General features: G+C 50.3%; 23 protein-coding genes, 1 tRNA gene and 1 pseudogene. 14 read left to right on the top strand and 11 right to left on the bottom strand.

What is annotated here, in order from left to right; all coding sequences use genetic code 11:
* Nucleotides 1–262 precede the first annotated feature (262 nt).
* From cdaA to arsM, 7 genes are all read left to right on the top strand, one after another.
* A complete protein-coding gene (cdaA, locus tag N836_RS58465) occupies nt 263–1,114 on the top strand; it encodes a diadenylate cyclase CdaA (protein WP_036053856.1) in 852 nt (283 codons plus the stop codon).
* 141 nt (nt 1,115–1,255) lie between these two features.
* On the top strand, nt 1,256–1,546 hold the full coding sequence (locus N836_RS58470; RefSeq protein WP_023074124.1) for a helix-turn-helix domain-containing protein: 291 nt from the start codon (nt 1,256–1,258) through the stop codon (nt 1,544–1,546).
* Between the two features lie 215 nt (nt 1,547–1,761).
* On the top strand, nt 1,762–3,045 hold the full coding sequence (gene hisS / locus N836_RS58475; RefSeq protein WP_023074125.1) for a histidine--tRNA ligase: 1,284 nt from the start codon (nt 1,762–1,764) through the stop codon (nt 3,043–3,045).
* Nucleotides 3,046–3,125: 80 nt separating this feature from the next.
* On the top strand, nt 3,126–3,695 hold the full coding sequence (locus N836_RS58480) for a GNAT family N-acetyltransferase (RefSeq protein ID WP_031293307.1): 570 nt from the start codon (nt 3,126–3,128) through the stop codon (nt 3,693–3,695).
* On the top strand, nt 3,682–4,395 hold the full coding sequence (locus N836_RS58485; protein ID WP_023074127.1) for a DUF5671 domain-containing protein: 714 nt from the start codon (nt 3,682–3,684) through the stop codon (nt 4,393–4,395). Before N836_RS58480 ends, N836_RS58485 begins: the two co-directional genes overlap by 14 nt.
* A 51-nt stretch (nt 4,396–4,446) precedes the next feature.
* Nucleotides 4,447–4,869, top strand: a complete 423-nt coding sequence (locus tag N836_RS58490) for a hypothetical protein (RefSeq protein ID WP_023074128.1) — start codon at nt 4,447–4,449, stop codon at nt 4,867–4,869.
* Nucleotides 4,870–5,028: 159 nt separating this feature from the next.
* Nucleotides 5,029–5,997, top strand: a complete 969-nt coding sequence (gene arsM, locus N836_RS58495) for an arsenosugar biosynthesis arsenite methyltransferase ArsM (protein WP_023074129.1) — start codon at nt 5,029–5,031, stop codon at nt 5,995–5,997.
* Here the strand turns inward: arsM and N836_RS58500 are convergent.
* Nucleotides 5,994–6,557 (bottom strand): hypothetical protein, encoded by a 564-nt coding sequence (locus N836_RS58500; protein WP_152532202.1) that lies wholly within the window; start codon nt 6,555–6,557, stop codon nt 5,994–5,996. The two genes, arsM and N836_RS58500, sit on opposite strands and share 4 nt — an antisense overlap.
* A 326-nt stretch (nt 6,558–6,883) precedes the next feature.
* Between N836_RS58500 and N836_RS58505 the strand changes: the two genes are divergently transcribed.
* The gene (locus N836_RS58505) at nt 6,884–7,621 is read left to right on the top strand and encodes a succinate dehydrogenase/fumarate reductase iron-sulfur subunit (RefSeq protein WP_023074131.1); all 738 of its coding nucleotides are present in this window, start codon (nt 6,884–6,886) and stop codon (nt 7,619–7,621) included.
* A gap of 42 nt (nt 7,622–7,663) precedes the next feature.
* On the opposite strand, the gene N836_RS58510 is transcribed toward N836_RS58505, so the two are convergent.
* The 5 genes from N836_RS58510 to rsfS form a co-directional block, all read right to left on the bottom strand.
* Nucleotides 7,664–8,224 (bottom strand): peroxiredoxin, encoded by a 561-nt coding sequence (locus tag N836_RS58510; protein WP_023074132.1) that lies wholly within the window; start codon nt 8,222–8,224, stop codon nt 7,664–7,666.
* 135 nt (nt 8,225–8,359) lie between these two features.
* Nucleotides 8,360–8,436: transfer RNA gene (locus N836_RS58515), tRNA-Met, on the bottom strand.
* Nucleotides 8,437–8,548: 112 nt separating this feature from the next.
* Nucleotides 8,549–9,502 (bottom strand): asparaginase, encoded by a 954-nt coding sequence (locus N836_RS58520; protein WP_023074133.1) that lies wholly within the window; start codon nt 9,500–9,502, stop codon nt 8,549–8,551.
* A 136-nt stretch (nt 9,503–9,638) separates the two neighbouring features.
* A complete protein-coding gene (locus N836_RS58525; RefSeq protein ID WP_023074134.1) occupies nt 9,639–10,136 on the bottom strand; it encodes a CGLD27 family protein in 498 nt (165 codons plus the stop codon).
* Nucleotides 10,137–10,189: 53 nt separating this feature from the next.
* The gene (gene rsfS / locus N836_RS58530) at nt 10,190–10,645 is read right to left on the bottom strand and encodes a ribosome silencing factor (protein ID WP_023074135.1); all 456 of its coding nucleotides are present in this window, start codon (nt 10,643–10,645) and stop codon (nt 10,190–10,192) included.
* A 213-nt stretch (nt 10,646–10,858) separates the two neighbouring features.
* On the opposite strand from rsfS, the gene N836_RS58535 reads away from it, so the two are divergent.
* Both N836_RS58535 and N836_RS58540 read left to right on the top strand, forming a co-directional pair.
* Nucleotides 10,859–11,725, top strand: a complete 867-nt coding sequence (locus N836_RS58535; protein ID WP_023074136.1) for a HEAT repeat domain-containing protein — start codon at nt 10,859–10,861, stop codon at nt 11,723–11,725.
* A gap of 86 nt (nt 11,726–11,811) precedes the next feature.
* Nucleotides 11,812–12,231: a peptidylprolyl isomerase gene (locus N836_RS58540; RefSeq protein ID WP_023074137.1), complete on the top strand. Its 420-nt coding sequence runs from the start codon at nt 11,812–11,814 to the stop codon at nt 12,229–12,231.
* Nucleotides 12,232–12,311: 80 nt separating this feature from the next.
* On the opposite strand, the gene N836_RS58545 is transcribed toward N836_RS58540, so the two are convergent.
* Entirely contained in the window at nt 12,312–14,840 is a 2,529-nt protein-coding gene (locus tag N836_RS58545) for a BRCT domain-containing protein (protein WP_161634996.1), read from the bottom strand.
* Nucleotides 14,841–15,028: 188 nt separating this feature from the next.
* On the opposite strand from N836_RS58545, the gene N836_RS58550 reads away from it, so the two are divergent.
* From N836_RS58550 to sodC, 3 genes are all read left to right on the top strand, one after another.
* Nucleotides 15,029–15,727 (top strand): succinate dehydrogenase cytochrome b subunit, encoded by a 699-nt coding sequence (locus N836_RS58550; RefSeq protein ID WP_023074139.1) that lies wholly within the window; start codon nt 15,029–15,031, stop codon nt 15,725–15,727.
* 73 nt (nt 15,728–15,800) lie between these two features.
* A complete protein-coding gene (locus N836_RS58555) occupies nt 15,801–17,708 on the top strand; it encodes a fumarate reductase/succinate dehydrogenase flavoprotein subunit (protein ID WP_023074140.1) in 1,908 nt (635 codons plus the stop codon).
* Between the two features lie 277 nt (nt 17,709–17,985).
* Nucleotides 17,986–18,531 carry a superoxide dismutase family protein gene (gene sodC / locus N836_RS58560; RefSeq protein WP_023074141.1) on the top strand — a complete coding sequence of 182 codons (546 nt, stop codon included), beginning with the start codon at nt 17,986–17,988 and terminating at the stop codon, nt 18,529–18,531.
* A gap of 97 nt (nt 18,532–18,628) precedes the next feature.
* Here sodC and N836_RS58565 read toward each other — a convergent pair whose 3' ends face one another.
* From N836_RS58565 to N836_RS58580, 4 genes are all read right to left on the bottom strand, one after another.
* Entirely contained in the window at nt 18,629–19,297 is a 669-nt protein-coding gene (locus tag N836_RS58565) for a CIA30 family protein (RefSeq protein ID WP_023074142.1), read from the bottom strand.
* Between the two features lie 192 nt (nt 19,298–19,489).
* Nucleotides 19,490–20,068 (bottom strand): Uma2 family endonuclease, encoded by a 579-nt coding sequence (locus tag N836_RS58570; RefSeq protein WP_023074143.1) that lies wholly within the window; start codon nt 20,066–20,068, stop codon nt 19,490–19,492.
* 85 nt (nt 20,069–20,153) lie between these two features.
* On the bottom strand, nt 20,154–21,332 hold the full coding sequence (locus N836_RS58575) for a virulence factor (protein ID WP_023074144.1): 1,179 nt from the start codon (nt 21,330–21,332) through the stop codon (nt 20,154–20,156).
* Between the two features lie 255 nt (nt 21,333–21,587).
* On the bottom strand, nt 21,588–21,830 hold the full coding sequence (locus N836_RS58580; protein WP_023074145.1) for a hypothetical protein: 243 nt from the start codon (nt 21,828–21,830) through the stop codon (nt 21,588–21,590).
* 111 nt (nt 21,831–21,941) lie between these two features.
* On the opposite strand from N836_RS58580, the pseudogene N836_RS58585 reads away from it, so the two are divergent.
* Nucleotides 21,942–22,159 (top strand): annotated as a pseudogene (locus N836_RS58585) (IS701 family transposase); the annotation flags it as partial.

Here is a 22,159-nt window from a genome sequence, read left to right on the forward strand (position 1 = left end):
CCTACAGCTATTAACCCATCCGGGGACATCTGCATCCTGTAGTGCTTAAGTTTTGAACTAGGTGCATCCTGAGATTCCCTATGACATCTCGTAAGTGCAATTAGCGGCGACATCTAATCACAACCGCAGCGGCCTGCTCAAAGTGAGACTCAGGACATGTAGCCAGTTCCGCTACCGTAAGCAGTGGTTTGTTGGAATATGCAGCTGGGCGTTTAACGCGCTATTGAACCCTTATATTGAAAACCCAGGTTGGGGCTGACACTTGCTAGGTCTGTTTGTCCATATCATTGACATCGCCCTCGTTCTCGTTCTCATCTACCTAATGCTGGTGGTTATTGGCGAACGCCGTAACCTATGGATGATTCGAGGCCTCATTGTGCTGATGCTGGCCGCCGTCCTTAGCCATGTACTAAGGCTATCGCTGCTTGGCTTTGTGCTGACTAATTTATCCTTTGGGGCGGCTGTTGCCATGGCCCTGATGCTGCAGGCAGAAATTCGCCGGTTTCTGGAATTGTTAGGGCGGGGTGAGCTGATGCAGCTGTTTTCGTCGAGTCGTACCCCCACCTCCCGTCCAGATGGCGTCATTGATGAGCTGGTGGATGCTGTCCGTGAGCTTTCGCAGAAACGTACAGGGGCGCTGATGATTTTGGAGCTGGGTCCACCCATTGATGAAAATGACTTTTCCGTGCCTGGGGTGCGGCTCAATGCTGACCTATCCAAGGAATTGATTCAAACCATTTTTCAAACCAGCACCCTACTCCATGACGGTGCCATTCTCATCCGTGCTTCTCGGGTTGTGTCTGCAGGGGTGATTTTGCCGATTTCAGAACGGATCGCCTCCCGCCAGCTGGGCACTCGTCACCGCGCGGCTATGGGGATTACTGAACGGATTGATAATTGCTTGTGTATTGTCGTTTCTGAGGAAACGGGCTCCATTTCAATTGCTCAACGGGGCCGACTGAATCGTCCCCTGACTAGCAATCGTTTACGGGAACTGTTGCAGGAACAATTTACGCCAGCGGTTGAAAGTGATACCGTTGCGCCTGAATTACTGAATCTGGGTCGTCGACTCACCGGATTCTGGAAATGGACACGACAGTTAGTCAGGCGTTAGATGGTGAAAATTCTTGCTCCAATTATCTATGGAGAAATCAGGGCAGATTAAGTAAAAAAGCTTACCGATACGCCTTATCTAAAAATAGTTATGATGGAGGCATGACTAAGCATATATACGCAGTGAGCGAAGGGTATTTCCATGTCAGCTAGCCAATCTTCTCAGGAAAAAGAGCAAGCTCCTTTGTCGGAACGGGAATTGCAAATTGTTGATCTGGTTGCCGCTGGCTTAACCAATCAAGAAATCTCTACTCAGTTAGATATCAGTAAACGTACGGTTGATAATCACATCAGCAATGTTCTGAATAAAACAGCTACCGGTAATCGAGTGGCCTTAGTACGTTGGGCGTTGAAGTGGGGAAAGGTCTGCATTGACGATGTGAATTGCTGTAACTTACCCAATGTGGACGGTCAGCAAGAGCTAGCCTCTTGATTAAAGTGTGGGCGTTGCTGATGCGAACTATGAGTTCATTGGCAGGATGCGGATATATAGCGTTCGGCTCATGGGCTAAATCAGCAACGGCAACATGTACAGCTTGTGAGGTGGGTTCAGCCTACTAGCATGATGACATCCATATATTTAATCTGCTTAAGTTGAAGATCATTTGGTAGTGTGGGCAATGCCCATATATTTTTAACCGTCCACTGATGAGCAATATCCAGGCCCTGCGAGGTACCCGTGACATTCTGCCCGATGAGGTGACGGTGTGGCAGCATGTGGAAGCCATAGCGCGTGATGTTCTCAATCGCGCGGCTTATCGGGAAATTCGTCCTCCTATGTTTGAGCAGACGGAGCTGTTTGCGCGGGGGATTGGTGAAGCGACCGATGTGGTTGGTAAGGAAATGTATTCCTTTGAGGATCGGGGGGGGCGTTCAATTACCCTGCGGCCTGAAATTACGGCTGGTCTGGTGCGGGCTTTTATTAGCAATAAGTTATTTGCCAGTGGCGGGGTGCAGCGTCTGTGGCACACTGGCCCGGCCTTTCGTTATGAACGTCCGCAAAAAGGACGACAGCGGCAGTTTCATCAGCTGGATGTGGAGATTTTGGGAAGTCGTGATCCAAGAGCAGATGTGGAGGTAATTGCGATCGCAACCGATATCCTCCACACCCTGGGTCTAAAATCTCTGAGCCTCGATCTCAACTCAGTGGGCAATGGTGCAGACCGTCAGGCCTATCGCGAGGCCCTGGTTAGCTATCTCACCCCCTACAAAACCGACCTCGATAGCGATTCCCAGGAGCGTCTCACCCGTAATCCCCTGCGTATTTTAGATAGTAAAGACAGCCGCACCCAGGAAATTGTCAAAGATGCCCCCAATCTTTTAGACCATCTCAGCGATGACTCTCAGCGTCACTTTGAGCAGGTGCAACAGCAGCTCAGCACTCTAGGCATTGACTTTACCGTCAACCCCCGACTGGTGCGAGGTCTGGACTACTATACTCACACCGCTTTTGAGATTATGTCAGCGGACTTGGGAGCCCAGGCTACTGTCTGCGGTGGCGGTCGCTATGATGGCCTGGTGCAACAGCTGGGCGGTCCAGACGTGCCTGCCATTGGCTTTGCCATCGGATTGGAGCGGCTCACAATTTTGCTACAGCAATTGCAAAGTATTGCCGCTCCTGCCCTGGATTTCTACATTGTTTCCCGTGGTGAAAAAGCAGAACCGGCTACTACGGTTTTGGCGCAAAAACTCCGACATCAGGGGTTTTCCGTAGAGGTTGATCTAAGTGGGAGTGCCTTTGGCAAACAGTTTAAACGGGCCGACCGCAGCGGGGCTATTGGCTGCTTGATCCTGGGCGATGCTGAAGCTGAGATGGGGACAGTCCAGCTAAAGTGGCTGACTTCAGGAGAACAATCAGAACTCTCCCAGTCTGATTTAATTGAACAGACCGATACTTTGAAAACCAAGCTTGAGGGTTTGCGCCCATCCTAGGTGCATACGGTTGAATGATGGGTTTTAAGTTGGCGCTGCAACTCATAATCCAAAACCCCAAACTTATAACTATCAACGAAATGGCCAGACTAGAGGTGACGACAACCTATCTAGAAATGCTTGCGGTGGAGCAGTTGAACCCTTCGCTACCAACAGAGCTGACCCTGATGGAAGCCGTTGTCCCCTGTCCAGAATTTCAGCGATTTCTCTACACGGCGGTCGGTGGCTCATGGTACTGGATGGACCGTCTACGTTGGACCTATCAACAGTGGCTCGACTATCTCAGCCAGGATGCAGTTCGCATTTGGGTTGGATATGTTAAAGGTGGGCCAGCCGGTTACTTTGAAATCTCTCAACAGCCCGATCGCAGCGCTAAAATTGAATACTTTGGTCTACTGCCTCAATTTATTGGCCAGGGACATGGTGGCTATCTACTTACCCTAGCCCTAAAAACAGCTTGGGAGTTGACATCAAGCCGAGTTTGGGTACACACCAATTCGATTGATGGTCCCCATGCCCTCAAAAATTATCAGGCCCGTGGTCTGGTCATTTATGATCGTCAAAAGCATCTCTTTGATCTGCCCCAAAGCTCTCCAGGTCCATGGCCTGGAGCTCGCAGCCCCTATCGCAATTCCTATGGATCCAGATAGATTCCAAGACCCATTGAAAGATACTGCGGACAGTGCTTCTGAACAGCCCCTTAGCCAGCCTAAAAATCGTTCGGAACTGGTGAATTTTATCGCAGCTGCCCGCAGTCAAGGAGCTTCCGACGAGTTTATTAGTACGCTACTACGGAATTTTGGCTGGCCCCAGCGAGAAATTGAGCGCGCCTATTTTGTTGTCTACGAAGAGCTGGTGGGCATACCCATTCCCTCGCCCTCTGGGGGGCAAGGCGAAGCTGCGCGAGATGCCTTTGTTTATTTGCTTTCATTTGTCACCCTAGGCATATGGACCCAGGCACTGGGTGAAATTGGGTTCATTTTGATCAACCATGTGATCCCAGATCCCCTCAACCGGGGCAATGGTGACACTTCCTTACAGGTAGCGTTTTGCCTGGCCCGTCTGTTGGTGGCCTATCCGGTATATCTGCTATTGATGCGTATGGTTCTTAAGGATCTGGCGGTCTACCGGGAAAAAACCTACTCCGGTGTACGCAAGTGGCTCACCTATATAGCGTTACTTATAATTGCCTTGGTGGGCATTGGCACCTTGATATTCTTTCTTGCATCGTTTTTCAGCGGCGACTTAACCCCACGATTTGTGCTCAAGGTGTTGGTCATCTTAGCCATTGATGGCAGCATCTTAACGTATTACTACCAATGGGTTCAACGACGTCCGGCCCAGGCCTAACTCCCCCTGCGATAGGCTCAGGGCAAGTTGCCCAATACCTACTTGACCACTATGAACCATTCAGCATTTGATCGTACCTTTGCTGCCCTGGCAACCATCGCTGTCGCTGCTGGGGCCATAGCCGGTTTTTGGATGTTGGGCACCCCGGGCCAACAACGGCTGATTACGAGCGATCGGCAGCGATTAGAAGATTTACATGCGATCGCAAATACCCTCTATTGGCAAAATCAAGATCAGGAAGACTACGTCCTACCTGATGCCTTGGACAACATCGATCAACGCCAGGACCCAATCACCCAAGAACCCTATTCTTACAGCAAAATTGACGATATTCTCTACCAGCTCTGCGCTGACTTTGCTACCGATAGCAGCACCTATAGACTAGCTCATACCAACAACCAGGCCTGGCAGCATCCCCAGGGACGGTACTGCTTTGAGCTAGACATCAGCCAGCAGCCCCCCTCTATCTATTAGCAGTGTCAAAATCCCATACAGTCCCATAGCAGCGATACCCATCACTGCGGTTTCAGCGGATTTTCAGGATATTTTCAGCTCCATGGGAGTTAATAGCATCCATGTATCTGCATACAATCAAACAATCCTCGCACCCTGTCTTTTCCTAAGGAGAATTGCATGAGCTACCTTGAAACCACCGCTCAGTTTTACAGTGACGTAGCCGAAGATCCAATGGTGGGTCTGTGCTGTGTACAGAGCACTCCACTCCAACTGCCAGGCCTCAACGTTCCGACCCTCATGCAAGAAATGAACTATGGCTGTGGCACGACGGTGCATCCATCGGAATTATCCGGTGATCCAACAGTTCTGTATGTGGGTGTTGGTGGTGGGATTGAAGCCCTACAATTTGCCTATTTTTCCCGACGACCCCAAGCAGTGATTGCCGTTGATCCTGTGGATGCTATGAGGGCAGCGGCCCAGCGTAATTTAGCCATTGCCGCCCAAGAGAATGAATGGTTCGACACCAGCTTTGTCGACATTCGCCAGGGTGATGCCTTCAACCTGCCACTGCCTGACAATTCCGTCGATGTCATGGCCCAAAATTGTCTTTTCAACATTTTTGAACCTGCGGATCTAGCACGAGCCCTCAAAGAAGCCTATCGAGTGATCAAACCCGGTGGCCGCTTGGTAATGAGCGACCCCATTGCCACCCGACCCATCCCACCTCATTTACAACAGGATGAGCGGCTGCGAGCCCTATGTTTATCCGGAGCCCTGACCTATAACGATTATGTTCAGGCGCTGATTGACACAGGGTTTGGCCAAGTAGAAATTCGAGCCCGACGACCCTACCGTCTACTAGACCAAGAAACCTACAAACTTGATCAGCCTCTGTTGCTAGAAAGCTTAGATTCAGTTGCCTTTAAGGTGCCGATTCCTCCCGATGGAGCCTGTGTTTTTACTGGTAAAACAGCAATCTATGCCGGTACTGAAGAGTACCTGGATGACCAGGCTGGACATATTATGCAACCAGGTGTTCCTCTCGCCGTCTGTGATAAAACAGCAGCGAAATTAGCTAGCAGTTTCCCCAAGGAGATTGTCTTAACTCCCTCAACCTGGTTTTATGATGGCGGCGGTTGTTGCTAGGCTAGACGACGCCTGAGCCAGTAGCCAACCAGGATAAATCCCAACCACAAAGAAGGCTCTGGCACTGGCTGAGCATTGGGGGTATCCGAGTCGAGGGGCAATGCATAGTTAACAACCCCTCGATAAAGATCGGCCCCCACAACATAGCCAAATTCACTGTTGTCAATGGCAAATCCATCAACTGGAACATTGTCGATCAAAGGAATCTCTATTGGCCTGTTACCAAAGCGCGACACAATGTACGTATTGCCTAGGAAATTATCGTCCTGAAAGTTGGCTCTCGGTGAGCGAGCATCAAGATCTTGCACATCGTCAGCTTCGGTAAATTCAACATTGCCAAAATTGAATGTGATCGATGTTGACTGGACTGTTTCATTACCTTCCAACAACAGATTGGTAATATCCACAGACGTTTCCCCCACGTAGCTTTCGCCTGAGAGTGGGCCTGATGTTACGTCAACAGTAAAGTCATAGGTAACAGTTTGAGCAAAAGATACTTGCGTATTAGAGAGAACTACTCCGACAGTCGTAGCGGCTAGTAACCAAACACGATTCATCATGACAAGATAACCTCAGTTCGAGTCAGTGTGTTCAAACATCACGAGTACATCTGTCATATAAGCTAAAGAATTGTGACAACAAAATCGCCAGTAGCACCAAGGAGATTTGATTGATGCATTTCTGAAGTTGCGATAAAAAGTTCTGGGAATTTGCGGACTGTGGGGAAAATAGTCCGAGTCCGCAGCGCATTAAGGCCCAATTTCTTCAGCGTAATGTCGGATTATTCTGTGGCCACAAATAATGCTTGGGCGTATTATGAATCTGTCAGCAGCACAGAGAGACATTCGATGTTGCTGCTGTTTTTGTAATCCAGCAATGGCGAAACATGCAGCTAAAGCTTAAAGTTTGGCGACAATCTAACCCTGAACAGTCTGGTCATTTGAAGGACTATCAGCTGTCTGGGGTGTCTCCTGATATGTCCTTTTTAGAATTGCTGGATTTGTTGAATGAACAGCTAATAGCAGCGGGGCAGGACCCTGTTGAGTTTGACCACGATTGTAGAGAAGGCATCTGTGGTTCCTGCGATTTGATGATCAATGGTCAAGCCCACGGACCGCAGCAGCGTACGGCTACCTGTCAGCTCTATATGCGTAATTTTGACGATGGCGATACGATTGTGATCGAACCGTGGCGGGCTCAGGCATTGCCGATTGTTAAAGATCTAGTTGTGGATCGCAGTGCCTTTGATCGCATTATGACAGCTGGCGGATTTATCTCGGTTAAAACGGGGTCAGCGCCTGAGGCGAACAGTATTCTAGTGGCTCCTGCTCAGGCTCAATCAGCTTTTGATTATGCTACCTGTATTGGCTGTGGTGCCTGTGTTGCGGCCTGCCCCAATGCGTCTGCCTCACTATTTACAGCGGCTAAGGTGGCGCATCTGGCGCTGTTACCCCAGGGGCATCCTGAGCGCCAACAGCGCGTACTCAAGATGACTGAGCAGATGTCTGCCGAGGGCTTTGGTGATTGTTCTAATCACGGAGAATGTGAGGCGGTATGCCCGAAGGGGATTTCGATTGATGCGATCGCAACCATGCGGCGCGAATATTTCCGGGCTATTTTGTAGGGGCGTTCCATGGAACGCCCCTACAAAAAAATACGTAAACACCTAGGCCTGCTGTAGTTCGTCCAAGCGGGCCAGAACCTCCTGGCTATGGAGCACCGGACGTACACCCAGGAAACGCTCGCGCATCGTCCCGTCCGCATCAATCAAATAGGTGTGTCGCATGGACATAGGTTTCATCCAAGAGCCATAGGCACGACTCACCGCACCATCCGTATCCGCCAACAACGGAAACCGGAGACCTTCCGAATCACAAAATTCGGCATGGCTATCCACATCGTCAGCACTGACACCAATCACCTGGGTATTTCGTTGAATAAACTCTGGCAAATCCCGCTGAAAACGTTGTGCCTCTAGCGTACAGCCAGGGGTGAAATCCTTAGGGTAGAAATACAGAACAACCCACTGCCCCAAATAATCCGACAGGGAAATCTCCCCATCGCCAATATTGGTTGGCAGGGTAAACCCAGGCGCAGGCTCTCCCAAGGGCACTTGCTCACCCCCCAGCGCTTGGGCTGGTGACGATGGCCCCAACACCAGCACACTGACCAACAGCATGGGCACAATCAACCGGCTAACCCAACGACGGACAAACAAAAGCGTCATAACCAAGAACAGCAAAGCGACCACTTTACTTAAGTTAACATTTTCAGTCAGTTTGGCGAGTTACATCAGGCTGTCAGGAAAAAACTGAGCAAAAAATAAGGGACTGAAACATCGTTTCAGTCCCTTATTTTTTATTGGTGGCGGGGGCCGGATTTGAACCAACGACCTTCGGGTTATGAGCCCGACGAGCTACCAGACTGCTCTACCCCGCGTCAGCGCTTTACTACTATAACGATGTAGTGTGTAAACCGCAATACTTTTTTGCCAATTTTTCTAATCTCCAAAAACCTCAGCTCGTCTGGCTGGTTTTATCAGGCTTTGACGCTAAACCAGGGCGATTTCACCGACCATATCCAATCGCTTGTAGTTACTGAGATTGAGATAGGTCTCAGCAAGAGTGTCAGCAATGTCCGGAGAAATCCACCCCAGCTGTCGGAGCACATGCAAGGCTGCTGCACGCTTAGCGCGTTTGGAGCCGTCCACGACTTTGATCGCCAGTCCTAACCCCTCACCGACTCGACTAATGCACTGGACTCCTTCCGCGCCAGACTTACTCAGGATTTCCCCCTGCGTGAGCCGCATTAACTCGGTATCAAACCCTTGAGGTCCTGACACCATATCTGGATGATGGGTCATGGCCCGAACCACCCGTTCCATCTCAAGGTTTTCCCCCGAAGCCAGCTTGGCGTATAGCGTGGCCATCTGCTGCAGCTGAATAAAGTAGGTGGGGGCACCGCAGTCGTCATGGGCAGCAATAAATTCATCGGCTGGCATGCCTAGTAGCCCTGCAAACCGATCGAGAATGAGTTTTTGTAGGGGATGATTGCGATTTAAATAGGTAGTTAGTTCCCATCCTTGCTGTTTACAGACGGCGAGCATGCCAGCATGTTTACCAGAGCAATTATGCTCCAAACGGCTTTTTTTGCCGTGGGGGATGGGGCATTGTAAACAGGTGGGTTCTAAATCAGCTCGCCAGAGAATGCCAAACACCTGTCGTGCCTGATGGGTTAACCCTTGGTGAGACCCACAGATGACAGCCAGATCCTTGTCCGTCATCTTAAAGGCATCTAAGGCCCCCGTGGCGGTTACAGCCATTGCTTGAAATGGCTTGAGTGCCGAGCGAATAAAGCTGGCATTGTCGCCATCACCCGCTACTGACAGTAGCCGCCCACGACTATCGGCCACTGCTGCATGAACTTGGTGGGCAGACTCAACAATCCCTTCTCTTAGCAGCTGAACCGCTAAGGGGGCAGTGGAAATACGGCTTGGCCTAGACATAGATTTTGATTGAAACAGCTAGAAACGTGACCAGGTAGACAGTACTGGAAAATTGATCAACAGAATCAGAACGCACCCAGCAAAGACCAGTACTTTGCCTGATTTTTAGGAAATTAGGAGAACGTTAAACGGGGCCTTAAAATAGCGACCACCCAAACATCCCCAGCACTAGACAGCCAGCCATGATGCCAAAGGTTTTTCGCAACCGATTCAAAATTGGTCTCACCTGATAGTCGACGATGAGACGATCGCGGTTAAAGATGTCATCGGGTTTTGTCCATATTTGACCGTCGTACCAGCCTGATTCTTCGTAGGGTAGGTCCTTAATTTGTAATCGTTGTCCCACATGGGACCATCCGACATAAAGCTGTAGCAGGGTCAGCGCTGGCACCACTAAGGCTCCTAATGCGGCGCTAATTAAAAATTTATTCAAAACCTCGGTTGGTGCATAACTGGCTGCCGCGATCGGGCCAGAAACTAACCAGCTCAGACCCCAAACTACCAGAACGGGCACCGTATAACCACGCAGATCGCGGGCTCCCCAGCTGTAAAACCAGGACTCTCGCATTTCCTCATATTCTCGAATCGGCAGCTGCTCGACAGGAACAGGACAGCGCGGTGCAGAGCGTTTCATAGCCAATGGATACAAGTTGATAACTTCATCATAGAGTATGCAATCTGTTAGGGCTATGGTCCCAGGCTAGTGGGTGGTTTGGGGATAAACTCAATGCGTTTGACATGGCCCCAAAACGCTTCTAGGTCGTAATATTCTCGCTCCCGTGGTTGGAAAATATGGGCAATGACCTCGCCGTAATCGTAGATCACCCACTTGCCCTCTTCTGCGCCTTCTATACGTAGTGGAGAACGACCACAGTCTGTTTCGATGGTGGATTCAATGGAGCGGGCAATGGCGCGAACTTGGACATTGGTAAATCCGGTGGCAATCACAAAATAGTCAGCAAGATAGGATGTGTCACCCACCTGAAGAATAGAAATGTCCTCTGCTTTTCGATCATCGGCGGCATTGGCGATCGCCATCGCTAGTTCCAATGCCTGTTCGTCTGTCTGACTATCTACCTGAGTGTCTGTCTGACCGGTTGCGATCGCATCCCCTGATGAATCTAATTTAAGTGCCTCAGTCAACGATACCTATCTCCTTCAAACTTGAATTTGGATACCTACACGGTAATGCAAATTATTTGAAGCAGATCATATTAAACAAATCTGCAACCATAGTTTAATGAGGTGTAATACATCACCAACGTCCAACTGATATTAAACCGATGTCAAATTTTGCCATCATGGGGGATAATCCAGCTGGTTTCGAAACGTGACTATAGTTGAGGCAACGCTGCCATGGCAACACAAGCAGGGATAGGCGTACTAATTGGGTTAGGCATTGGCTCGGGGGTAACAGCCTTTCTGATGCAGCGGATTATTCGTCGCCAGGATAATGCTCTCCAGCAATCCCTCAACCGTCTGAATCGTATGCAGGAAGACCATGCTCAGGATCTAAACGCAGCCCTAGAAAAAATGGCAGCTGACTATGAGCAGCAATTGGCTGCCAAAATTGAGCGCTATCAAGATACCCATGGACAGCAACTCCGTGAACTAGAGGCTGAATACGAAGCCCGCATGGCGGTATTTGCCGGTATCAATAACTTCCCAGAAAATACGGACACGGCAGTAGCAACGCCGCCTACGATTGAGCCTTCAGAGGCTGCCACTGAAAGTACCCAACCAGTCAATCCCTTCACCCCCATTCCCGATCCATGGATGGAAGCTGGCAACGAACCCGCTTCCCCTGAGCCTGATGTCGTGGATGTCGCCCCTGCTGGCTCATCGCCGTCAGCCGCCCCACCTTCAGCCACGTCCAAGTCCGCTAAAGCTGCTCCTGCCACGTCAGCTAGCAGTGCCCGTAGTGAACTCACTCAGACGGCTGCTAAGCTTGGCCAGGCCGCTGGGATCAATCGTAAGGATGCGCTACGGGCTGTGCCTCAATTAGGTAAGCTGCTCAAAGATAGTGATGCCGATGTCCGTCTGGCGGCTGTCATGGCACTGCAAGAATCCGGCTCGATTAAGGCCATCCCCTTCCTACGGCAGGCGCTCAGAGATAGTGACAGTCGTATTGTGGCAGCGGCTAGTGCTGCCCTGAGCCGCTTCAAAGGGAGTAAAAAACCAGCCCCAAAAGCCAAAAGCCAAAAAAAGAAGCCTCGTCGTTAAGACCTGGGCCCAGGTTGAGCCAAACTACGCTTGCTGCCATCATAGGCAAAGGTTTTAAACTCACTTTGCTATACGAGGATGCCTGCATGACTAAAGCAATCATGGAAACCGAAAAGGGGACCATCAATATTGAATTCTTTGACCAAGATGCTCCTAATACGGTGGCAAACTTTGTCAAGCTATCCAAGGAAGGGTTTTACGACGGTCTGAACTTTCATCGTGTCATTCCTAACTTTATGATTCAGGGTGGCTGCCCCAAAGGTACTGGCACTGGGGGGCCTGGCTACCAAATCAAATGTGAGATTAACTCTAATAAGCACGAAGCTGGTAGCCTATCCATGGCCCATGCAGGTCGTGATACTGGCGGTAGTCAGTTCTTTATTTGTCATTCACCGCAGCCCCATTTAGACGGAGTGCACACAGTCTTCGGTAAAACTGCAGACATGAGTGTTGTGAATGCCATTAAGGGCGGCGACAAAATCGTGTCTGTTACCATTCAAGATTAACTCCCGGAGAGCTCCCCGGTTTGTTGTGTCGTCGAGAGCTATAAGCCAAGGACTTAGTACAAACCGGGGAGCTGCGGGAGTTAAATCCCATCAAGTAAAGCCCTTAGCTCTGCTTCGTTCAGCTGGGGTGTGTTGTACTTTTCAGCCTTTTTGAGTTTGCTACCAGGATTTTTACCAACAACAATGTAGTCAGTTTTTCCGCTTGGCATTTTGTTGATGCGGCCACCTGCATTGGTGATCAGCTGAGTCACTTGTTCATAGCTGAGATCTTTAAGCGTGCCGGTAATCACAAAGCTTTTACCTGTGAGTCCCCCGGTTGTCACAGAATTGGCCGCGTCAGCTGAGGTCGCTGTCTCTGTAGCCTGTTCAGGTTGTTGTTTGGCATCGGCAGAGGGAGTGGGTGCCGGGGCCGAAGGGGATGGCTGAGATGGCTGAGATGGCGAGGAGACAGCCTGTTTTTGCAAGGATGCAATGACCGTTTGGCTGATGTTCAGAGCTTCCTTCATTGCGGTTTGTTCTTTGGCTGCCGCCTTGAGCTGATCGGTTTGGGCGGCCATGGTTTCTTGAGCAGCACCTAACTGTTGGGTTAGCTGAGAATTAATCGCTGTTAGCTCTTCTATCTGTCGCTCTAGTTGGGGTGTTTGCCGAACTGTTTGCTGTACTAGCTGCTGGTGGACCTGGGTGAGTTCCTCCAGTTGCTGGCGTAATGCGGTTTCTTGATCAGATGAGACCTGGGTCTCAGCCAAAGACTTTTGGACCTGGGCTAATTCTGTCTCTAATGTTGAAACCTGAGCCTGGGTCTGGGCCAACTGGGTCTGACTGGCTGCCATTTCACGCTGGAGCTGGTCACGTTCTTGCTCCAGGCTTTCAAGTTCAGTTTGTTGACGCTGAGCGACCTGTTCTTGCTGCTCGATTGCCACTGTCTGCTGATCACGCGCTTGCCCTAGCTGCTGGGTCAGCTGCTCGATAGTGGTCTGGGCCTGAGTCGCTTCTGCCTGGGATGTTTCCTGGGTTTGCTCTAACTGCTGGGTCAGCTGTGCGATGGTGGTCTGGGCTTGAGTAACTTCTGTCTGGGATGTTTCCTGGGTTTGCTCTAGCTGCTGGGTTAGCTGTGCAATGGTGCTTTGGGCCTGAGTCGCTTCTGTTTGGGATGTTTCCCTGGTTTGTGCTAACTGCTGGGTTAGCTGTGTGATCGTGGCCTGGGCCTGGTGAATCTCTGTCTGGGCGGTTTCTCGAGCTTGCTCTAATTGTTGATGAAGCTGAGTAATTGTGGTTTGGACCTGAGTATCTTCCGATTGTGCTACGACAAGGGACTGCTCTAGCTGCTGTATATTTCGCTTTAAGGTAGTGACAGTTTGAGCTAATTGGTCTTTTTCAGTTGCTAGTGTCGTCAGCTGCTGCTCTAGAATCGACGTCTGATTCTGCGATTGTCCCAACTGTGACCGACCCTGCTCTAGCTGTTGGTTGAGCTGCGCGATGGTGGCCTGAGCTTGGTTGGCTTCTGTTTGAGTGGCTGCTTGAGCCTGCTCCAACTGCTGTCGGAGTTGCGTAATCGTTGTTTGCGCTTGAGCAGCTTCTGCCTTGGCCGTTTCTTGGCTTTGTTCTAACTGTTGGTTCAGCTGTGTAATCGTTGTCTGCGCTTGCGTAGTCTCTGTCTGAGCGTTTGCTTGGGCCTGTTCTAACTGCTGGGTCAGCTGGATGATAGTCGCCTGAGCCTGGGCGGTTTCTGTCTCAGTTGCTGCTTGGCTTTGCTCTAGTTGCTGTTGAAGCTGAGTAATGCTGGTTTGTGCCTGTGCGGCTTCTGCCTGTGCTGTTTTTTGTGCTTGTTCTAACTGTCGGTTTAGCTGGGCAATAGTCGTCTGTGCCTGGGTAGTTTCTGTCTGGGCCGCTGCTTGGGTTTGCTCTAGCTGTTGGGTTAGCTGCGTAATCGTTGTCTGTACTTGCGCGGCTTCTGCCTGGGCTGTTTTTTGAGCCTGTTCTAACTGTTGTTTACTTTGTTCTAATGTCCTAATGGTTTGGCTTAACTGGCTTTTTTCGGTTTCTGAAGCTTTGAGCTGCTGTTGCTGAGTTGCTGTTTGTTTCTGTAATTGGCCCAGCTGTGATTCTAAATTCGCCTGGCGGGTCCGCGTTTCTTGCCGTAGCTGATTTAATTGCTGCTGGGCTGTTTCTAATTCGCCAAGCTGCTGCTGGGCGGCTTTTAATGAGTTTTCTAACTCGCTGGTGCGCTGCTGCTCTTGCTGTAGGGTTTGCTGTAGGGTTTGCTTTTCAGCGGTTAGGCTAGTTACCTGACCCTCTAGCTGAGTGGCCTGAGCTGCTGCTGCAGTAGCGGTTTTAGTGATGCGATCGCATTCTGCCCTCAGCTCACTCACCTGCTGCTCTAGACCCATCACGGCATCCTTTGCCAGGGCCATTGCCTCAGTCAGGGTTTGATTTTGCGTTTTAGTCTGGGTAACTTGCTGGGTTAGCGTTGTCTTGGCCGATTCTAATTTAGAAAGCTCGGCAGTCTGCTGAGCCCGCTGTTTACCTTGGCGGGTGGCCATGACTGTCCCCACCAACATCGCGGTGCCAACAGCTGTGCCCGCCAATTCTGAAACCAGGGTGTAGTCCATGCCCAGCATCCCTTAACTAAACCAATAAAGTTCCTATGGTAAAAGCTAAGGGACTATCTATGTCCCTTAGCAATAATGTTTTAGACATTTTGTTGACTTACACCATCCTCCTTCTATAATTTTCCTGCGATTTTTTCAACGGCCCCTATCCAACCAGACACAATAGAACTAGCGCAGCCTGAGCAACTATGACTTCTACGCCCACCCATGGGTCTAACTACCTACTTACCCTCTGTCAGTCGTCCATTGGTAAAAAATTTCTCACTGGCATCACCGGCTTAGCCCTGGTGACGTTTATCATCATTCACATGACCGGCAATCTGGTTTTGCTAGTCAGTGTCGATGGCTATAACCAGTATGGCCACTTCATTGAGCAGCTTGGCCCACTGTTATGGCTGATTGATATTGGGTTGCTGGCTTTTTTGATTGTTCACATTGTGATGGGAGTACAAATTTTTCTCGGACGGTTACGAGCCCGCCCTCAGCAATACAGCCTCTATACCTCAGCCGGACCCCCCAGCTACCAAACCCTGAGTTCACGGACGATGATTGTGACTGGTTTAGTGCTGGGCAGTTTTTTAGTCTGGCATCTACTGACATTTAAGTTTGGTATCCGCTACACCGTGCCAGGTTCTGACATTCGAGATTTATCTCGTCTGGTGATCGAAAAATTTCACCAGCCCCTCTACACCTTTAGCTACACCGGAGTCATGATCATGCTCGCTAGCCATCTGCGTCATGGTATCTGGAGTGCATTTCAATCCTTAGGCAGCTTAAATGCAGCCGTACGGCCAACTGCATATACCATCAGTGCTCTCTTAGCCCTGGGTATCGCCCTGGGATTTGTTGTATTACCGTTAGCTATTTACTTTGGGCTGGTTGCCTAACACGGTTTGCCTGTTACACAGCTCAACCCGCCTGCTCTAATCTCTTCTCCGCTACAGTCTTCCCATTACCCCTATGCCCTTAGATCCTCGCATCCCCCACGGTGCCCTCAAAGATAAGTGGCACACTTTTAAAGACCACTGCCAGCTAGTCAATCCCAACAATAAACGCAAGCATACAGTGATCATTGTTGGCACTGGGTTAGCGGGTGCTTCAGCGGCTGCCACCCTAGCTGAATTAGGCTACCAGGTAAAAAGTTTTTGTATTCAAGATTCTCCTCGGCGGGCCCATAGTATTGCTGCTCAGGGAGGAATTAACGCCACCAAAAATTATCCCAACGACGGCGACAGCGTCTGGCGATTGTTTTACGACACGATTAAAGGAGGAGATTATCGCTCCCGTGAGTCGAATGTGTATCGTCTTGCCCAGATTAGCAACCATATTATTGACCACTGCGTTGCCCAGGGAGTCCCGTTTGCTAGAGAATATGGCGGTCTCTTGGCTAATCGTTCTTTTGGCGGGGCACAGGTATCGCGCACCTTTTATGCCCGTGGTCAAACTGGACAGCAGCTGTTGCTGGGGGCCTACAGCGCCATGATGAAAATGGCTGATCAGATCGAGATTTTTACCCGGCGTGAAATGCTCGATCTGGTTGTAATTGATGGCCATGCCCGAGGGATTATTACCCGCAATCTGATTACAGGTGAGCTGGAACGGCATCAGGGGGATGCGGTGTTGCTTTGTACGGGTGGCTATGGCAATGTTTTTAATCTGTCCACCAATGGCCGCAACTCCAATGTAACTGCCGCCTGGCGCTGCTATAAGCGAGGAGCCTACTTTGCCAATCCTGCCTACACCCAGATTCACCCCACCTGTATTCCAGTATCAGGAGACTATCAGTCTAAACTTACGCTGATGAGTGAGAGTTTACGTAACGATGGTCGAGTATGGGTGCCAGTAAAGTCAGGAGATACTCGCCCGCCCCATGAGATTCCAGAAGCAGAGAGAGAGTATTACTTAGAAAAACGCTATCCCACGTTTGGTAACCTGGTGCCCCGCGATGTGGCCTCACGCAATGCTAAACACATGACCGATCAAGGTCGGGGTGTGGGCACCACCGGTCGAGCGGTCTATCTGGACTTTAGGGAGGCGATCGCACGGGATGGTCGAGATGCGATCGCATCTCGCTATGGCAATCTCTTCCAAATGTATCAACGCATTACTGGCGAAAATCCCTATGAACAACCCATGCGCATTTACCCAGCCGTGCATTACACCATGGGAGGGCTGTGGGTGGACTATCATCTGATGAGCACGGTACCTGGGTTGTTTGTTCTAGGAGAAGCCAACTTTTCAGACCATGGAGCCAACCGCCTGGGCGCTAGCGCTCTAATGCAGGGATTGGCGGACGGCTACTTTATCATCCCCTATACCCTGGGTGACTATTTAGCCCGCAATCCTTTACCTGCCGTCGATACCCACCATGATGCTTTTGCCGAAGCTGAAGCTTCCGTTAACACCAAAATCCAAAAGCTTTTGAGCATTCAGGGTGATAAAACTGTGATGCAATTCCATCGTGAGCTGGGACAGTTGGTGTGGGACCATGTGGGCATGAGTCGCGATCGCAACAGCCTTAAAACCGTCATCGGCCAAATCCAATCGCTACGCGCAGAATTTTGGCAGAATCTGCGGGTGCCTGGCGCAGCCAACACCCTCAACAAAAATCTAGAATATGCCGGTCGTCTGGCCGACTTTTTAGAATTAGGCGAGCTGATGGCCCGTGATGCCCTCAACCGAGAAGAATCTTGCGGCTGTCACTTCCGCGAAGAATATCAGACCAGCGATGGTGAAGCCAAACGCAATGACGAAGACTATGCCTATGTAGCCGCCTGGGCCTATAGCGGTGATGAGCAACCGCCTGAACTCCATAAAGAGCAACTGGTCTTTGATAATGTTGAACTAACCCAACGGAGTTATAAGTAACATCCACACATTGAACAGGTTTACTGCTGTCTGCCTTACTTTGCAAGGCGAATACCACAATCAGTAGCCTGGCTCAACAAACTTGAGAAGACTTTAAGGGAGGTTATTCAAAAGTTTATGTTATTCTCCCTGAAGCCAGGCTGAATAACAGAATTACCGGCGTAGAGAGATATAGCTGTATCCCAGCTAATTATTCGTTAATGCTCATTTTTCACTAATCCTGAGCAATTACCGTAACGATTAATTCAACTCTTGATTTCCTGTCAAAACATTCACCATGCTAAGAAAATCAGCGCCCGTACTGGCTCTGATAGCGCTTGTGCTAGCTATCATCCTCACACCAGCTTATGCGAACGATCATATTGCTACCGTCAACGTTAATCTGACAGAAACTCGGGGGATCGGTGCCGAAGTCGGGACCGTGACATTAAAAGATACACAGCACGGCCTACTAATTACGCCCGATCTTGAGAATCTCACACCTGGTTTGCACGGATTTCATATTCATCAAAATCCTGCCTGTGGTCCAGGTTTGAAACAAGGTAAACCTGTTGCTGGGCTGGCTGCCGGTGGACATTTTGATCCCTTTGAGGTTGGAGCCCATGCAGGTCCCTACAGTGCCGGACACCTGGGTGACCTGCCGCCTCTCTATGTGTCAGAAGATGGCACAGCGACTATGCCCGTTCTGGCTCCTCGTCTAGAAGTCAGCTTTGTCAACAATCGTTCGCTAATGATTCACAAGAACGGCGATAACTTCTCGGATGATCCAGCCCTTTTGGGAGGCGGTGGTCCTCGCGAAGCCTGTGGTGTAATTGCTGAATAGGTTGTTGTCAGTCTAAAAACGTTTTAGAGGAGGCGATGAGTAGTGAGTAATGGGGGGAGAATTATTATCACCTCTCAACTCGCTACTCGTTCCCCATCTAATAAACCTTCACCGACTCTACCAACAGCTGAAAGGGTCCTGCTGTAAAGTGCGGGTTGAGCTGACGATCGTACTCAAACTTACTCAACATTAGCTGTAGGGAGTAGATCCGTTCCGCATTAATCGGCGGTCGCTGTACGACCCGTGCTCGCTGGACAGCCTTCATGTCAGCAAAAGGAATACGCACCGTTACCCAGTCACCATTAGCAGTATCAAAGGAATAGGCATAGGCCACCGTATCCCAACCAGCCCCATCCCGCAAAAAGAATTTGTACCGCTGTCCATCCCCTTTCACCCGTAGCTCAATGCCGCTGTAGGCACTCAGGTCCAAGGGGGGCTCAAAATTGCGAGTGCGTACCGAGGCAAACCCCCCAGAATTTGCAGTGGAAACATATCCCGTAAAGGCCAACCCGGCTGGCTGTAGCTGAGTGCCGCTCTGGCTAACACCGCCCATGACTACATCATCCAGGGCACCCCAGAGGTCACGCATTTGCCCTGTCGGCTGACGAAAGTCAAACACGATATTAGCTTGAAGCTGTGGTGGCGGTGGTGGTGGGGAACCAAAAAACATGTTTTGCACGGCGCTAAGGATGGGAATGGCGTCAAAATAGTTGAGGGTGTCAAAAAAGCGACCCAAATCCCACGATTGACGGGTTTGCTCTGGCATAGCCTCAGGCTCGGTTGACGGACATTTTTATTGTATGGTAGTTGGCTCTGATTGGATGTCCCTGGCCAGGGTGGGGCATCCATAAGGGAAGATCCTAGTACTCTGTGTCGTAAATTTGTCCACGATCAAATGTGGATGAGTCGATGGGTGGATGGGTGGATGCAATAGCTGCCAAGTTTCTGCCATTGGGTACTAGGAATCCCAGATATCTGCTAATTTCAGAACAAAATTGGGTAGCACCTTTTCCCCTGAGAGTTGTTGAGGATTGTTTAGTCCCTCAGGTGCATGTCCTGGCCGATAAATCTCGACTTGTTTATTTTGAGGATCAATCAGCCAACCCAAACGCACGCCGCACTCCTGGTATTCTGTCATTTTCTGTTGTAAAATTGCGAGCTTATCGGTTGCTGAACGGAGTTCAATAACAAAGTCAGGCGCTAAAGGTAAAAACCGAGACGGGTCAGGAGCGATAGCTTCGATGCGTGATTTTTGTACCCAGGCTACATCCGGTGAACGGTCTGATCCATTAGGTAGTGAAAAACCTGTAGAAGAATCAAAAACTACACCCAGTCTGGTCTGGCGATTCCAAAGGTTAAGTTCTGTGGTCAAATCAGCATTGCGTTTGCCTGTGCCCCATCCGGTGGGTGGTATCAAAATTAAGTCTCCTGTATGGCTACGTTCCATGCGGATGTCGTGGTTAACCTGGCACAGTTTGTAGAACTGCTCGCGGGTCAACGGTACGACTGGATTGAGGGTGAGGGTGAAGGGTGTCATGGGCAGTAGCCCCAGGGAGTTTCGATTCTTTAATTTTAGCGATAGTCGGTGTGCAATTGCACTGCTCTCAGACGGCACGTTGATATTACTCTGTTCCCATTCCTTGGGTAAGCCGCATCCACATGGGCATCTGGGTATCGCCGCCGCCCTCGATTCGCTCCAGGGCCGCTGCCATCTCCACTTGCACATCAAACTCAGATTCTTGTTCAACGGCTTGACGGAGAGCTTCAACAACTGTCTGATCACCCAGTTCAGTTAAAAATCGAGCGGCTCGCCAACGCACCAATTTGGAACTATCAGTGAGGGCCTCGGCCATGGTGGGCATAGCACTGGTAGCACCAATATCACTCAGGGCATCCCCTGCTGTGCGACGGACCATGGGAGATGGATCTTGTCGTACCAGACGACAGAGAGGCTCAACGGCAATCTCCAGGGTGCTGGCCCCTAGCAGCGCTGCCGCCCAGCGGCGAATCGTACTGTTCTCATCATCAATAACAGCCACCACGGCGGCAAAAGTTTCATCGGTGACGTCTATTTGTTGGAGTGCCTTGAGTCGATGTTTCCAGTCAGGGTGGCTTAACTCGGCGATTAGTGTTTGCTGGGTCGTATTTGTGGGGGATTGTGCGGCTGCACCGTCAGCAACAGCTGCCGCTTCAATGCGGCTGAGGTCTTGGGCATCAAACAAACTATCCAGTTCATCGACCACGAGCTGAGCCACCTGCTCAGGGTCACCGGCTGGGGCTTGATAGGGTTCCCAGCGTCGTTCGGCCACGTAGTTCGCTTCTGTTGCGCTGATAGTTCGCTGAAGTGTCTGGGCAAAACGGTCGGGTAAGGCCACTCGGGCCTGTTGGCCATCGGCTGCTATGGCTCGTACTTGGATGGGAATGCCCCGGAACATCTGGACCGCTACATCGAGCAGGCCCAAATTTGAAGCGGGTTGGCTTGATGAGTCTGGGACCGTTGGCTCTGCTGCCACCTGGGTGAGGAGCTTGGAATCAGCCTGGTCAGCGACTCCAATAACAGCGGCTGCTTTTGCTAAAATCGGCTGCCAGTCTGCATTGCCCTGACGGGTCAAGGTGATGAAATCTTGGACTACAAAGACTGACTGGATCGCCTCAATGGCTAATAGTTGTTGCGCTACCTGGGGGGTGTCGAGTGAAGGACTGCCTTTTTGCAATGTCAGTGCTTTGGGGCTAATGGTTTCGTCTAGATTGAGTTTGATGCAGTTGGGGCTAGGGGTGGTTTCGATGGAGAGCAGTTGCATGGTCTTAGGGCGTATCCAAGATGATTTAAGGGCGGAAGGGTGAGGTTGGAAGAATGAGGAAGATTGACGACATTTTAAGTTCTAGGATTCGAAACGATCTTAACTAACCTGTCGCTTGCTATACAAAATCATTGGGGACATGACTATTGTAAGAAGGTTTGCTTATTTGCGATCGCACTTCCCCCAGCCATTATTAACAGCTTTAGTGATATGCGATCGCACTGTCTGAAGATGGTGCGATCGCGTAACTCAGCCCTAGTCGATTCTCACCTTCCTAGTCAAAATCGCCATCACTTCATTGGGTTGCCCGGTGGGTAGTGGACGACTCCAATCGTTAGGTTCAGCATAGTGGAGCTTATGCAGCAGCTTGATGGTGAGCTGCACAAAGCTGAGGCTGCCAAACAGCATATGGCGACCGTGTTCATAGGTATAGTCGGGCAGCGCAGCAGGCTGATGAGTGAGCGCACCTGCGCCCTGAGTGGGGTTTTCTTGAAACATGGTTCTGGGTCTCCGATATGGAACAAGGAAAGCCAGAACCTAACGCTCTTTAATGACTCTAGCAGTATAAAATAGGAGTAGCTATCGGCCCAAGTTGGTCAAACCGTACTCATGGTGACACCCCGAGCTGCTCAACCTACCGTCAAATTTATCGATGACTACTGCGAGTCCTATCGAGACCTGTTCGCTGAAGTCAGAAGTTTTGAGGCCTTCAAACATTTACATGTGGGTCTGATTTCAGAGGTTAAGCGCAAATCCTTACCGGCTATTGCTAAAGTTGTTGGCTTGCCAAATTCACAGTCGTTACAACAATTTCTATGTGAATCTCC

This window comes from Leptolyngbya sp. Heron Island J, assembly GCF_000482245.1.
In the GTDB taxonomy this organism is placed as follows: Bacteria; Cyanobacteriota; Cyanobacteriia; order Phormidesmidales; family Phormidesmidaceae; genus Leptothoe.

Bases quoted from the DNA above. Each gene is read 5' to 3' on its own strand.
- N836_RS58470 (WP_023074124.1), top strand. From the start codon at position 1,256: ATGTCAGCTAGCCAATCTTCTCAGGAAAAAGAGCAAGCTCCTTTGTCG.
- hisS (WP_023074125.1), top strand. From the start codon at position 1,762: ATGAGCAATATCCAGGCCCTGCGAGGTACCCGTGACATTCTGCCCGAT.
- N836_RS58480 (WP_031293307.1), top strand. From the start codon at position 3,126: ATGGCCAGACTAGAGGTGACGACAACCTATCTAGAAATGCTTGCGGTG.
- N836_RS58485 (WP_023074127.1), top strand. From the start codon at position 3,682: ATGGATCCAGATAGATTCCAAGACCCATTGAAAGATACTGCGGACAGT.
- N836_RS58490 (WP_023074128.1), top strand. From the start codon at position 4,447: ATGAACCATTCAGCATTTGATCGTACCTTTGCTGCCCTGGCAACCATC.
- arsM (WP_023074129.1), top strand. From the start codon at position 5,029: ATGAGCTACCTTGAAACCACCGCTCAGTTTTACAGTGACGTAGCCGAA.
- N836_RS58500 (WP_152532202.1), bottom strand. From the start codon at position 6,557: ATGATGAATCGTGTTTGGTTACTAGCCGCTACGACTGTCGGAGTAGTT.
- N836_RS58505 (WP_023074131.1), top strand. From the start codon at position 6,884: ATGCAGCTAAAGCTTAAAGTTTGGCGACAATCTAACCCTGAACAGTCT.
- N836_RS58510 (WP_023074132.1), bottom strand. From the start codon at position 8,224: ATGACGCTTTTGTTTGTCCGTCGTTGGGTTAGCCGGTTGATTGTGCCC.
- N836_RS58520 (WP_023074133.1), bottom strand. From the start codon at position 9,502: ATGTCTAGGCCAAGCCGTATTTCCACTGCCCCCTTAGCGGTTCAGCTG.
- N836_RS58525 (WP_023074134.1), bottom strand. From the start codon at position 10,136: ATGAAACGCTCTGCACCGCGCTGTCCTGTTCCTGTCGAGCAGCTGCCG.
- N836_RS58535 (WP_023074136.1), top strand. From the start codon at position 10,859: ATGGCAACACAAGCAGGGATAGGCGTACTAATTGGGTTAGGCATTGGC.
- N836_RS58540 (WP_023074137.1), top strand. From the start codon at position 11,812: ATGACTAAAGCAATCATGGAAACCGAAAAGGGGACCATCAATATTGAA.
- N836_RS58545 (WP_161634996.1), bottom strand. From the start codon at position 14,840: ATGGACTACACCCTGGTTTCAGAATTGGCGGGCACAGCTGTTGGCACC.
- N836_RS58550 (WP_023074139.1), top strand. From the start codon at position 15,029: ATGACTTCTACGCCCACCCATGGGTCTAACTACCTACTTACCCTCTGT.
- N836_RS58555 (WP_023074140.1), top strand. From the start codon at position 15,801: ATGCCCTTAGATCCTCGCATCCCCCACGGTGCCCTCAAAGATAAGTGG.
- sodC (WP_023074141.1), top strand. From the start codon at position 17,986: ATGCTAAGAAAATCAGCGCCCGTACTGGCTCTGATAGCGCTTGTGCTA.
- N836_RS58565 (WP_023074142.1), bottom strand. From the start codon at position 19,297: ATGCCAGAGCAAACCCGTCAATCGTGGGATTTGGGTCGCTTTTTTGAC.
- N836_RS58570 (WP_023074143.1), bottom strand. From the start codon at position 20,068: ATGACACCCTTCACCCTCACCCTCAATCCAGTCGTACCGTTGACCCGC.
- N836_RS58575 (WP_023074144.1), bottom strand. From the start codon at position 21,332: ATGCAACTGCTCTCCATCGAAACCACCCCTAGCCCCAACTGCATCAAA.
- N836_RS58580 (WP_023074145.1), bottom strand. From the start codon at position 21,830: ATGTTTCAAGAAAACCCCACTCAGGGCGCAGGTGCGCTCACTCATCAG.